Annotated in this window: 11 protein-coding genes; 6 read left to right on the forward strand and 5 right to left on the reverse strand. The window is 66.3% G+C overall.

Translation table 11 applies throughout. The annotated features are described in order from the left end of the window. The first annotated feature begins 138 nt into the window (after window positions 1-138). From LDJ84_RS07040 to LDJ84_RS07050, 3 genes are read left to right on the forward strand one after another with little or no spacing between them, the layout of a single operon-like run. Window positions 139-1,488: a TolC family outer membrane protein gene (locus tag LDJ84_RS07040; RefSeq protein ID WP_169888058.1), complete on the forward strand. Its 1,350-nt coding sequence runs from the start codon at window positions 139-141 to the stop codon at window positions 1,486-1,488. A gap of 21 nt (window positions 1,489-1,509) precedes the next feature. Beyond that, the gene (locus tag LDJ84_RS07045; protein ID WP_037016425.1) at window positions 1,510-3,666 is read left to right on the forward strand and encodes a type I secretion system permease/ATPase; all 2,157 of its coding nucleotides are present in this window, start codon (window positions 1,510-1,512) and stop codon (window positions 3,664-3,666) included. Continuing rightward, window positions 3,656-5,026: an HlyD family type I secretion periplasmic adaptor subunit gene (locus LDJ84_RS07050; protein ID WP_226046113.1), complete on the forward strand. Its 1,371-nt coding sequence runs from the start codon at window positions 3,656-3,658 to the stop codon at window positions 5,024-5,026. The genes LDJ84_RS07045 and LDJ84_RS07050 overlap by 11 nt, the downstream gene beginning before the upstream one ends. Before the next feature lie 196 nt (window positions 5,027-5,222). Here LDJ84_RS07050 and LDJ84_RS07055 read toward each other — a convergent pair whose 3' ends face one another. From LDJ84_RS07055 to LDJ84_RS07075, 5 genes are all read right to left on the reverse strand, one after another. Continuing rightward, a complete protein-coding gene (locus LDJ84_RS07055) occupies window positions 5,223-5,864 on the reverse strand; it encodes an NAD(P)-dependent oxidoreductase (RefSeq protein WP_024765518.1) in 642 nt (213 codons plus the stop codon). 123 nt (window positions 5,865-5,987) lie between these two features. Further along, on the reverse strand, window positions 5,988-6,872 hold the full coding sequence (mmsB, locus tag LDJ84_RS07060; RefSeq protein ID WP_226046114.1) for a 3-hydroxyisobutyrate dehydrogenase: 885 nt from the start codon (window positions 6,870-6,872) through the stop codon (window positions 5,988-5,990). Between the two features lie 134 nt (window positions 6,873-7,006). Further along, entirely contained in the window at window positions 7,007-8,110 is a 1,104-nt protein-coding gene (locus LDJ84_RS07065; protein WP_024765520.1) for an enoyl-CoA hydratase/isomerase family protein, read from the reverse strand. A 10-nt stretch (window positions 8,111-8,120) separates the two neighbouring features. Further along, entirely contained in the window at window positions 8,121-8,939 is an 819-nt protein-coding gene (locus LDJ84_RS07070; protein WP_024765521.1) for an enoyl-CoA hydratase, read from the reverse strand. A 124-nt stretch (window positions 8,940-9,063) separates the two neighbouring features. Beyond that, window positions 9,064-10,227 carry an isobutyryl-CoA dehydrogenase gene (locus LDJ84_RS07075; RefSeq protein WP_024765522.1) on the reverse strand — a complete coding sequence of 388 codons (1,164 nt, stop codon included), beginning with the start codon at window positions 10,225-10,227 and terminating at the stop codon, window positions 9,064-9,066. A 122-nt stretch (window positions 10,228-10,349) separates the two neighbouring features. Here LDJ84_RS07075 and LDJ84_RS07080 point away from each other — a divergent pair, with 122 nt between their 5' ends. The 3 genes from LDJ84_RS07080 (at window position 10,350) to ung (ending at window position 12,679) form a co-directional block, all read left to right on the forward strand. Further along, window positions 10,350-11,270, forward strand: a complete 921-nt coding sequence (locus tag LDJ84_RS07080; RefSeq protein ID WP_051445676.1) for an AraC family transcriptional regulator — start codon at window positions 10,350-10,352, stop codon at window positions 11,268-11,270. 95 nt (window positions 11,271-11,365) lie between these two features. Beyond that, window positions 11,366-11,932: a hypothetical protein gene (locus LDJ84_RS07085; RefSeq protein ID WP_024765524.1), complete on the forward strand. Its 567-nt coding sequence runs from the start codon at window positions 11,366-11,368 to the stop codon at window positions 11,930-11,932. A gap of 54 nt (window positions 11,933-11,986) precedes the next feature. Continuing rightward, the gene (gene ung / locus LDJ84_RS07090; RefSeq protein ID WP_024765525.1) at window positions 11,987-12,679 is read left to right on the forward strand and encodes a uracil-DNA glycosylase; all 693 of its coding nucleotides are present in this window, start codon (window positions 11,987-11,989) and stop codon (window positions 12,677-12,679) included. The last annotated feature ends 21 nt before the right edge of the window (window positions 12,680-12,700 follow it).

Consider the following 12,700-nt stretch of genomic DNA (forward strand, 5'->3'; position numbering starts at 1 on the left):
GGGTGCTCGCGTAAAAAAATTTAGCGTGAAATACATCACGCTTTTCGATGCTTCCTTGCAGCGCATTCGCCGGTCTTTTGACGCTATTGGCGGCAATCGAATCGCTGCGGCTATCCCATTGATAAGGATGTTTTCCTCATGCGTATGCGATTCGCTGCTGTAGTGCCCTTCGCCCTTTCATTCGTCCTGCCCGCCCACGCCGACTCGCTCAACCAGGCCATGCAGAAGGCCCTGGAGTACCACCCGGAAATCCAGGCCGGGGTGAACTCCCGACTCGCCGCGGACAAGCAGCTGCGTGCAGCGAAGGGTGGCTACCTGCCGTCCGTCGACCTGACCGCCGGTTATGGCCGTGAAGGCTCCGACAACACCACCACCCGTGGCCAAGGCGACCACTGGGAAACCCTGAACCGTGGCGAATCCAACCTCGCCCTGCGCCAGATGGTGTTCGACGGTTTCGCCACCTCCAGCGAAGTCGGCCGCCAGCAGGCCAACGTGAACTCCCGCGCCTACGCGTTGCTGGGAACCTCCGAGCGCACCGCGCTGGATGTCGCCCAGGTCTACACCGATGTGCTGCGTCGTCAGGAAATGGTTCGTCTGGCCGAGGAAAACCTGAAGAACCACCAGCGCGTCTACGACCAGATCAGCCTGCGCAGTGCCCGCGGCGTTGGTCGCCTCGCCGACCAGGACCAGGCCGAGGCCCGCCTGGCCCAGGCGCAGAACAACCTGATGACCGAGAAGACCAACCTGGCCGACGCCCGCACCAACTACTACAGCGTGGTGGGCAGCGATCCGGTGGACCTGAGCGACCCGGCCGGTCTTGCCGGCCAGCTGCCGGAAGATCTGCAGGCCGCCCGTCGTCAGCTGGTGGAGAACAGCCCGATCCTGCGCTCCGCAGAATCCGACGTGGCCGCCGCCGAGAAACAGTACGACGCAGCGAAATCGACCTTCTATCCGAGATTCGATGCAGAACTTTCCCGTGGTGCCGATAACAACCTCGACGGAGAAGAAGGCCACAACAACGAATGGCAGGCCATGCTGCGCATGCGCTACAACCTGTTCGCCGGTGGCAGCAACAAGGCCGAGCTGGAAGCCAAGTCCTATGAGGCGAACCAGGCCCTGGATATCCGCAACAACGCCCTGCGCCAGTTGAACGAGGAACTCGGATTGTCCTGGAACGCCCTGAACAACGCCCGCGACCAGCTGCCGATCGCCCGCCAGTACGTGGACTACAGCACCCGCGTGCGCGAGGCGTACCAGAAGCAGTTCACCATCGGCGAGCGCACCCTGCTCGATCTGCTGGACAGCGAGAACGAACTGTTCAACGCTTCGCGCCGTCTGGTCGACCTGAAGTACACCGAGCTGTTCACCCAGTACCGCATCAAGGCGACCCTGGGCGAACTGCTCAAGAGCCAGGGCGTGGTAGCACCGATGGCTGCAGTGGCTTCCGAAGACATCAAGCCGCGAGTCCAGCTGCCCGGCCTCAACTAACCTGCCCGAGAGAGCATCCGCGTGGATCAAGAAGTCAGCGCAGTACCCCTAAGCCACGATCCGCGCGGTCTGCTCGACGATCCGCTGCTGGACAGCCTGCTGACGCTCTGTCAGCTGCACCAGAAGCCGGCCAGCCGCGCCATGCTCACCAGCGGCCTGCCGCTGCCCGAGCAGCGCCTGTCCGCCGAGCTGCTGCCCCGTGCGGCGGCTCGCGCCGGCCTGCAAGGGCGCCTGTTGCAGCGCAAGCTCGGGCAGATTCCGGCCCTTGCCATGCCGGCGATGCTGCTGCTGCGCGAAGGGCGCTGCGCGGTGCTGCTGGGCTGGGAAAGCAATGGCGATGCGCGCCTGCTGCTGTCGGAAAGCGACGGCGGTGAAGTGCGCGTTTCCCGCGAGCTGCTGAGCGAGGACTACGCCGGCCAGGCCTTCTTTGCCCAGCCGCAGCACAAGTTCGACCTGCAGCATGGCGAGCTGATCCCGCGCGCCAAGAGCTGGTTCCGCGACACCCTGAAGCGCTCGCGCTGGCTCTACGTCGACGCCGTCGCTGCGAGCCTGCTGATCAACCTGATCGCCCTGGCCGCGCCGCTGTTCGTCATGAACGTCTACGACCGCGTGGTGCCCAACCAGGCCGCCGCCACCCTCTGGGTGCTGGCCATCGGCATCAGCGGCGCCTACCTGTTCGACCTGCTGCTCAAGACCATGCGCGGCCTGTGCCTGGACCTGGCCGGCAAGAAGACCGACCTGATCATCTCGGCGACGCTGTTCGAGCGCATTGTCGGCATGAGCATGAAGTACCGCCCGGCGCGGGTCGGCTCGTTCGCCCAGAACATCCACGAATTCCAGACGCTGCGCGATTTCCTCAACTCGCTCACGCTGACCACCCTGATCGACATGCCCTTCACCCTGCTGATCCTGCTGGTGATCGGCATCATCGGCGGGCCGCTGGTGTTCGTCCCGCTGGTTGCCTTCCCGCTGGCCGCGGGCCTGGGCTGGCTGCTGCAGAAGCCGCTGGTGGAGACCATGAACCGCACCATGGCGCTGGCCGCCGAACGCCAGTCGAGCCTGATCGAGACCCTCGCCAGCCTCGACGCGGTGAAGGTCAACAACGCCGAGAGCGAGCGCCAGTACCTCTGGGAGCAGACCATCGGCACCCTCAGCCGCCTGGAACTGCGGGTCAAGCTGCTGTCGACCCTGGCGATGAACATCACCGTGCTGATCCAGGCGCTGGCCGGGGTCGTCATGATCATCGGCGGTGTCTACCTGATCATCGCCGGCGACCTGTCCATGGGCGGTCTGATCGCCTGCTACATGCTCAATGGCCGCGCGCTCGGCCCGCTGACCCAGCTCTCCGGGCTGATCCAGCGCTACCAGCAGGCGCGCCTGTCCATGGCCACCACCAACCAGATGATGGAGCTGCCGCAGGAGCGCAACGCCGACGAACGTCCGCTGACCCGCTCGCAACTGCGCGGCGGTATCGAGATGCGCGGCCTCGACTTCGCCTACCCGAACCAGCAGGTCGCGGCGCTGCACGGCATCAACCTGCAGATCCGCGCCGGCGAGAAGGTCGGCATCATCGGCCGCAGCGGCTCGGGCAAGAGCTCCCTGGCCAAGCTGATCGTCGGCCTGCACCAGCCTGAGAACGGCAACCTGCTGGTGGACGGCGCCGACGTGCGCCAACTGGACATCAGCGAGCTGCGCCACAACATCGGCTACGTGCCGCAGGACATCAGCCTGTTCAGTGGCACCCTGCGCGACAACCTGGTCAGCGGCGCGCGCTACATCGATGACGAACGCGTGCTGGAAGTGGCCGAGCTGACCGGCGTGAACGAGTTCGTCCGCCTGCACCCGCAGGGCTATGAACTGCAGGTCGGCGAGCGTGGCCACAACCTCTCCGGCGGCCAGCGGCAGAACGTCGCCCTGGCCCGCGCATTGCTGCTCGACCCGCCGATCCTGCTGCTGGACGAACCCACCAGCGCCATGGACAACGCCGGCGAGGAGCGCCTGAAACAGCGCCTGCAATCGATCATGGGCGAGAAGACACTGCTGCTGGTCACCCACCGCGCCTCCATGCTCAGCCTGGTGGACCGCCTGGTGATCGTCGACAAGGGACGCATCATTGCCGACGGTCCGAAGGACGTGGTCATGGATGCACTGAAGAAGGGGCAGATCAGTGTCGCTTAATCCTCTGGGCAGTATCCGCCACGCTGTCCGTGGCTATTTCAAGGGCGGCGACAACCTCTCCGGCCAGCCGCTTCCGGAGGTCAGCAAGGCGCTGATCGAGGACGCGCCGCGCGTGGTGCGGCTGACCATCTGGATCCTCATCGGCTTCGTCGCCTTCCTGCTGCTCTGGGCACATTTCGCGCAGATCGACGAGGTCACCCGCGGCGAGGGCAAGGCGATCCCTTCGTCCAAGGTGCAGAAGATCCAGAACCTGGAAGGCGGCATCGTCTCGCAGATATTCGTCCACGAAGGGCAGGTGGTGCAGGCCGGCGAGCAACTGATGCGCCTGGACCCGACGCGCTTCCAGTCCAACGTCGGCGAGACCGAGGCCGACCGCCTGGCGATGTTCCTGCGGGTGGAGCGGCTGTCTGCCGAGGTGGAAGAGCGCGCGCTGAACATCCCCGACGATGTGCGCGCCAAGGTGCCCGGCCAGGCCAGCAGTGAAGAGGCGCTGTTCCACAGCCGCCAGCAGCAGCTCAAGGACGAAACCGACGGCCTGCAGCAACAGCTGGTGCAGAAGCAGCAGGAACTGCGCGAGTTCGTCTCCAAGCAGGCGCAGTACCGCAACAGCCTGAACCTGCTGCGCCAGGAGATTTCCATGTCCGAGCCGCTGGTGGCGCAGGGCGCGATGTCCCAGGTAGAGCTGCTGCGCCTGAAACGCGGTGAAGTGGAAAACCGTGGCCAGCTCGATGCCACCACCCTGGCGATCCCGCGGGCCGAGGCAGCGGTGAAGGAAGTGGAGCGCAAGGTTGCCGAAACCCGTTCGCGCTTCCGCAGCGATGCGCTGAAGGAACTCAACGAAGCCCGCACCGAACTGAGCAAGGCCACCGCCACCGGTAAGGCGCTGGAGGATCGCGTCAGCCGCACCCTGGTCACTTCGCCGGTGCGCGGCATCGTCAAGCAGCTGCTGGTGAACACCATCGGCGGTGTGATCCAGCCGGGCAGCGACCTGATCGAGATCGTCCCGCTGGACGACACCCTGCTGGTGGAAGCGCGCATCCGTCCGCAGGACATCGCCTTCCTGCGCCCCGGCCAGCACGCCATGGTCAAGTTCACCGCCTACGACTACACCATCTACGGTGGCCTGCCGGCGGACCTGGAGCAGATTGGCGCCGACACCGTCACCGACGAGGATGGCAACAGCTTCTACCTGATCAAGCTGCGCACCCGCAAAAGCCACCTGGGCAGCGACGACAAACCGTTGCTGATCATCCCCGGCATGATCGCCACCGTGGACATCATGACTGGCAAGAAGAGCATCCTCAGCTACCTGCTCAAGCCGATTCTGCGGGCCAAGGCGGAGGCGCTGCGCGAGCGGTGAGCCGAGAAGGCCTGCGCAAAAGGGCCATCCCATGGGATGGCCCTTTTTTGTGGGTTCACGGGACTTCGTCCGCGATCAGCTCAACCCCTGCGCGTTGGCTGGAACACGGTTCGCGAGCAAGCTCGCTCCTACAAGAACGCCATGCGGTAACCCATGTCTGTAGGAGCGAGCTTGCTCGCGAACCAGCCGAAGCGAATCAATACGCCACGGTAAACCGCTGCTGATGATGATTGGCCTGCTCGGCCTCATCGATCATCGCCACCGCCAGGTCCGGCAGGGAAATGCGGCTCTCGCCGTTGCCGTCGAACAACACCTGGTCGCCGCCGATGCGGAAGCTGCCGGTGCGGGTTTCGCCGTCGAGCAGCATCGCCGGGCTGAGGAAAGCCCAGTCGAGTTCCTTCTCGGCACGCAACTGGTCCAGCGCGTCGGCGGCGCCCAGTGCACCCTGTTTCCATTGCTCGGGGAATTCCGGGCTGTCCACCAGACGTTGGCCGGGGGCGATCTCCAGGCTGCCGGCACCGCCGAGTACCAGCAGGCGCTTCACACCGGACGCCTTCACGCCGTCAAGAATGGCGCGGCTGCCCTTGGCGTGGGCGCCACGGATATCCGGGTTGCCCCAGCCGGCATTGAATGCGCTGACCACGACGTCCTGCCCGGCCACGGCGCGGGCGACCTGGGCCGGGTCGTAGACGTCGGCCTGGACCACCTTGAGGTTTTCGCGCGCCGGCAGCTTCGCCGGGTCGCGCACCAGCGCGGTCACGCTATGGCCGCGGCGCAGGGCTTCTTCGAGGAAGTAGTGGCCAACGTGGCCGGTCGCGCCGATCAGGGCAATGTTCATGGAATCACCTTTGTGGGAGAAATCGCCGCGCGCTGGCGGCAGGTGATTCATCTTCGACCCGCCGCGCTTGTGGATAAAGCCACCCTTACGCCATGCACTCGTAAGCGTGGCTTCACAATAAGGTCAGTTATCGAAGAGTTTCTGCACCACCGAGAAGTCCTGCTCGCCATGGCCCTGTTTCACCAGCAGGCGATACAGCGCCAGTGCCAGGCTGCCCATGGGCGTGCTGTTGCCGCTGACCTGCGCCGTTTCCAGCGCCAGACCCAGGTCCTTGGTCATCAGCGACGTCATGAAGCCGCCGGTGTAGCCGCGTGAGGCGGGGGCATTCTCCATGACACCGGGCCAGGGGTTGTACACCTCCAACGCCCAGTTGCCGCCGGAGCTGCGGCGCATGATCTCCGACAGCACGGCAGGGTTAAGCCCATTGGCGGCACCGAGGGCCAGGGATTCGGCGGTGCCGATCATCAGCACAGCGAGCAATTGGTTGTTGCACACCTTGGCGACCTGCCCGGCTCCGTCGCCGCCGGCGTGGAAGATGTTCCGGCCCATGGCGGAGAACACCGGGCGGGCGCGTTCGAGCACCTCGGCGTCGCCACCGACCATGAAGGTCAGGGTGCCGGCGATGGCGCCGCCGGTGCCGCCGGAGACCGGTGCATCGAGCATGGGAATACCGCGCTCGGCCGCAGCCTGGTGGACCTTGCGTGCCGAGGCGGGGGCGATGGTGGAACACTCCAGCACCAGGGTGCCGGGGGCAATGTGCGCCAGCAGGCCCTCGTTGCCCAGGTACAGCCCCTCGACGTGCCCGCTGGCCGGCAGCATGGTGACCACCACGTCGGCGCCGTCTACCGCGTCATGGGCGCTGCGGGCGGCGCTGGCACCCTGGACGACCAGGCCGTCGATGGCGCTCTGCACCAGGTCGAACACGCGCAGCAGGTAGCCTGCCTTGATCAGGTTGGCGGCCATGGGGGCGCCCATGTGGCCGAGGCCGATGAAGGCGATGGTTTGCATGCTGGTTTCCTCCTGTTGGACCGCAGGGCACTCCAGCGCTTTTGCTCTTTGTAGGAGCGAGCTTGCTCGCGAACGGATTCGCTGCTGGGCTGGTTCGCGAGCAAGCTCGCTCCTACAGAGGACGGCAGCGGCGGCTAAAGATCCGCCAGCGGATGCTCGCCCTCCCAGGTGGCGTCGAAGTGCGCATTCACCACAGCATCAGGTATGGCAGCGATATCCGGCCAGTGCCAGTGCGGGGTGTTGTCCTTGTCGATCAGCCGGGCCCGCACGCCTTCCGGGAACTCCGGGTGGCGGCAGCAGTTCAGGCTCATCGCGTACTCCATGCGGAACACCTCGGCAGTCGACAGATGGCGTGCGCGGCGGATCTGTTCCCAGACCAGATGAGCGGTCAGCGGGCAGCCCGAGGCGAGGGTCTTCGCTCCCCGCGCGATCAGCGTGTCCTCGTCATCGGCCAGTGCGGTTAGAGCGTGCCAGGCCTCGGCGATGTTGGCGCTGTCCAGCACCGCATCCAGGCGCTCGCGGCGTGGCAGCAACTGGGCATCCGGCAATTCACCGCGGGCTTCGTTTTCCAGCGCTTGCAACAGGCTGTGCAGTTGCACGTCGGCCTGTTCGCGCCAGTTCAGTTGCACCAGGCCTTCGATCAGGTCTTCCTGCTGGGTATCGAGCAGGAAGCGGTCGGCGAGGTCCAGGTCCAGTGCGTCGCGGGCGTTCATCTGCGTGGCGGTCAGGCCGAGGAACAGGCCGAGGCGGCCGGGCAGGCGGGCGAGGAACCAGCTCGCGCCGACATCCGGGTACAGGCCGATATTCACTTCCGGCATGGCCAGGCGGCTGCTGGGCGTGACGATGCGCACGCTGGCGCCCTGCATCAGGCCCATGCCGCCGCCCATCACGTAGCCGTGGGCCCAGCAGATCAGCGGTTTGCCGTAGGTGTGGATGAGGTAGTCCAGGCGGTATTCGTCGGCGAAGAAGCGGCGGGCGAGGGCGGGAACCTCGCCGGGCTGCTCGCGGCAGGCGTCCACCAGCTTGCGCACGTCGCCGCCGGCGCAGAAGGCCTTGCCGCCGTTGCCGCGCAACACCACGCAGGCGATCTGCGGGTCGTCCTTCCACGCGCGCAGTTGATGGTTCATCGCCTCGATCATCGGCAGGCTCAGGGCGTTCAGGCTCTTCTCCGCGTCCAGCGTCACCACGCCAATGCGGAAGCCGTGCAAGCCGGGGCGTTCTTCGAACATCACATTCATGGTCGGGGCCTTATTGGTTGCGCCAGTGCGGATCGCGTTTCTCCAGGAAGGCGTTCACGCCTTCGCGGGTGTCATCGGCGTCGAACAGGTCGACGAAGCGCTCGCGCTCCTCCGGCAGCCAGGTGGTCGGGCCGCGTTCGCGGGCGCCCTGGATCAGCGGCTTGATGGTGCGCACGGCCACCGGGCTCTGGCGCGCGACCTTGGCCGCCAGCAGCAGGGCCGTGCCACGTGCCTCGCCGGTGTCGACGACCTGCTCGACCAGGCCGATGCGCAGCGCCGTCTCGGCATCCACGCGCTCGCCGCAGAGGATCATGCGCTTGGCCCAGCCTTCGCCCACCAGCCACGGCAGCGCCTGGGTGCCGCCGGCGCAGGGCAGCAGGCCCACGGCAGCTTCGGGCAGGGCCATCTGTGCCTGGCGCTCGGCGATGCGGATGTCGCAGGCCAGCGCGCACTCCAGGCCGCCGCCCATGGCGTAGCCGTTGATTGCGGCGATGGAGACGCCACGGAAGTCGCGCAGCGCCTCGAAGGCTTCGCCGAAGCGGCGGGCCATCTCGCGGGCGCGGGCCTTGTCGCCGTCGGCGAACATGTTCAGGTCGGCGCCGGCGGAGAAGAATTTCGGCCCCTGCCCAGTCACCACCAGGGCGTAGATCTCGTCGTCGCGGTTCAGGTGTTCGATCACCTGGCGCAGGCCGATCAGCGAGTCGCGGTCCCAGGTGTTGGCCGGCGGGTGGTTGATGGTGATCAGTGCGGTGTGGCCGTGCTTTTCCACCGTCAGCTTGTGGGTCAGGTCGAAGACTCCGGGCTTGTAGGGCTCGAGGGCGTTGCTCATGGGCATCTCCTTGGCGGTCTTGGGCATGGACTCTAGGTGCGCGCGGCAGGGCGCGTCCATGTCCGATCTGTTCGATTGCGCCCGCGCAGGCGGGCGGTTTTTCCAGTGATTGGTGGGGGGCGGATCAGAGCAGACGATCCAGCATCCCACCCTGCTCCAGCAGCCGGCGGGCAACGATCACCCGCATGATCTCGTTGGTGCCTTCCAGGATCTGGTGCACGCGGCTGTCGCGCACCCAGCGCTCCAGCGGGTAGTCGTTGAGGTAGCCGTAGCCGCCGTGCAGTTGCAGCGCCTCGTTGCACAACACAAAGCAGCGGTCGGTGGCGAAGCGCTTGGCCATGGCGCAATACAGCGTCGCCTCGCCGTTCTTGTGGTCCAGCTTGTGCGCGGCCAGGCGCACCATCTGCCGGCTGGCGGTGAGGTCGGTGAGCATGTCGGCGAGCTTGAACTGCAATGCCTGGAATTCGGCCAGCGCCTTGCCGAACTGCTTGCGTTCCTCGACGTAGCGCAGCGACTGCTCCAGCGCCGCCTGGGCCGCGCCGAGGGAACAACTGGCGATGTTCAGGCGGCCGCCGTCCAGGCCCTTCATGGCATAGACGAAGCCCTGGCCTTCCGGCCCGATGCGGTTGCCGGCGGGAATGCGCACGCCTTCGAAGGTGATGGTGCGGGTCGGCTGGGCCTTCCAGCCCATCTTGTCCTCGTTGCGGCCGTAGCGGATGCCCTCGGCGTTGGCCGGCACCAGGAAGCAGGAAATGCCCTTCGCGCCTTCCTCGCCAGTGCGCGCCATGACGATCAGCACGTCGGTGCTGCCGGCGCCGGAGATGAAGGTCTTGGCGCCGTCGAGCACGTAGTCGTCGCCATCCCGCCTGGCGCGGGTGCGCAGGCGCGCGGCGTCGGAGCCGGCGTCGGGTTCGGTAAGGCAATAGGAGGCCAGCAACTCGCCGCCGATCAGCCCCGGCAGCCATTGCTCCTTGAGCGCGGCGTCGCCGAAGCTGGCGAGCATCCAGCTGGCCATGTTGTGGATGGTCATATAGGCGGTGGTGGCGACGCAGCCGGCGGCCAGTTGCTCGAAGATCAGCGAGGCGGACAGCCGCGACAAGCCCAGGCCGCCGTCCTCTTCGGCGATGTACAGGCCCAGGTAGCCCTGTTCGGCAGCGCGACGGATGACCTCCACCGGGAAGTGGTGCTGGCGGTCCCAGTCGGCGGCGTGGGGCGCCAGTTCGCGGCTGGCGAAGGCGCGGGCGCTGTCCACCAGCAGGCGTTGTTCTTCGGACAGATCGAAATGCATGCAGCTACCTCTGTTTATTCTTGTCGGCTACAGCGGCGTGCGTGGCGGCACGCGTTCTTTTCGCTTGGAGACTTCCGGTTATAGCGGTTTCGCCCGCGGCTGTGGATTGACGATCTTGGGCAATGGATGGACGATCTTGGCATTGCCGATTCCGGAGGCCAGCCGTGTCCCGCCCGCTCATTTCCACCTGGCCGCTGCCACAGCAGGGCGTGCGCTTCATCACTCCGCCACGCCTGCGCCGCGCGCTGGACCGCCATCCGCTGGGGCAGGCCTGCTATCCACTGGCCCTGGGCTACTACCCGGCAGCCGTGGGGCACCGCATGGAGCGGGACAGCCCGGACGATCACCTGCTGATCTACTGCAGCGCCGGGCAAGGCTGGCTGGAAACAGCAGATGGACGATTCGAGGTCTCCAGCGGTGACCTGCTGGTGCTGCCCAAGGGCCGTGCCCATGCCTATGGCGCCGATCCGCAGCGGCCCTGGTCGATCTTCTGGGTGCACCTGGAAGGCCGGCTGGCGGAGGATTTCCTCCGCCCGCTGGGCAAGTCGCCGCGCCTGCGCGTGGGTGTGCAGCCACGCCTTCTGGGCGAGTTCGACGCACTGTTGGCCCTGCGCCGCCAGGGCCTGAGCCTGCCGCACTTCATCCATGCCGCCCATCTGCTGCAGAGCCTGCTGACTTCCCTGGCCCTGCGCCCGGCGCGGGCGCGGCTGAAGTCCGGCCGGGTGCTGGACGTGGAGGCAGTGCAGGCGATGATGCGCGAGCATCTGCACGACGCGCTGAACCTCGACGAGCTGGCCGCGCAGTTCCGCCTGTCGCGCTTCCACTTCGCCAAGACCTACCGCGCGCTGACCGGCCAGGCGCCGATCCAGGATTTCATCCGGCTGAAGATGACCCACGCCTGTCGCCTGCTCGACCAGGGCAACCTGGAAGTGCGCCAGGTCGCCGAGCAGCTGGGCTACGCCGATCCGTACTACTTCTCGCGGCTGTTCAAGAGCGTGGTAGGCATGGCGCCCAGTCACTACCGGGCGCTGCATACCGGTTGAGCCTGACGCGCGGCGTCTACCGGGATGGCGTGTGACACCGTGCAGATCGAGTCGAGGCTCGCTAGTCTGCGGCGACGACAATAAAGGAATGCCCCATGCTGCCCGTGATCGCCGAACTGCTGCTGACCCTGGCCTGCTGCATCGCCGCCTGGCTCGCCCTGCGCGAGCAACAGGGTTGGCGGGCGTTGGGCTTCGTGTCGATGGGCGCTGCGGCGTTTCTCGGGGCGCTGGAGTACGGTGGCGCCACGGTGCTGGCCGAACCCCATCATCTGGCGAGCGTGCTCTCCGGTGCGGTCGGCTTGCCGCTGATCGCGCTGGGGCGGCTCTCCGGTTCGCCCTTGCAGCGCGCGCTGGTGTTGCTGGCGTGCATGGCGCTGGTGATGCTGCCGTCCCAGGCCACGCTGCTGACCAACCTCGTTGCACTTCTGGTCATCGCCTGGCCGGGGCGCTCGCGGCGACATCTGCTGGCCCTGCTCGGCGCGCTGCTGTTCATCGGCAGCGGCCTGCTGATCGGTACCCGCGGTGAACTGGCCGGTGTGCCACGCCGTGAGCTGTTTCACCTGGGTCTGACCCTTGCCGTGGTGGTGTGGATGCTCGCCGGCCTGGGCAGCGGTGTGCCGCGTTTGCCGGGCTGGTGGGCGGTGCGGCGCAAGGCGCCTTGACTTGGCCGGGGCGCTTGCTTAGCGTGCCGGTTCGTTTCACCAGGCAGACGCACCATGACCAACGAAGATCGGATCAAGCTGGAACCCAGCTGGAAAGAAGCCCTCCACGAGGAATTCGAGAAGCCCTACATGAAGCAGTTGGGCGAATTCCTCCGCGCGGAGAAGGCCGCCGGCAAGGTGATCTTCCCGCCCGGCCCGCTGATCTTCAACGCGCTGAACACCACGCCGCTTGCGCGCATCAAGGTGGTGATCATCGGCCAGGACCCGTACCACGGCCCCGGCCAGGCCCATGGCCTGTGCTTCTCGGTGCAGCCGGGAGTGCCGACGCCGCCGTCGCTGCAGAACATCTATAAAGAGCTGCATCGCGATCTGAACATTCCGATTCCCAATCATGGTTGTCTGCAGCACTGGGCCGAGCAGGGCGTGCTGCTGCTCAATACTTCGCTGACCGTGGAGCAGGCTCGCGCCGGCTCCCACGCCCAGTCGGGCTGGGGCCCGTTCACCGATAAGGTGATAGAAGTGGTCAGCCAACGCTGCGAGAACCTGGTATTTCTGCTCTGGGGCTCCCATGCCCAGAGCAAGCAGAAGCTGATCGACGCGCAGAAGCATCTGGTGCTCAAGTCCGCGCACCCATCCCCGCTGTCGGCCTACCGTGGTTTCCTTGGCAACGGCCACTTCAGCCGCACCAACAAGTTCCTCGAACAGCACGGCCTTCCGCCCATCGACTGGTCGCTGCCGCCGGTTTGATCGCTTACCCAAAAAGAGGCC

This window comes from Pseudomonas sp. HS-18 (genome assembly GCF_020401845.1).
In the GTDB taxonomy this organism is placed as follows: Bacteria; Pseudomonadota; Gammaproteobacteria; order Pseudomonadales; family Pseudomonadaceae; genus Pseudomonas; species Pseudomonas nitroreducens.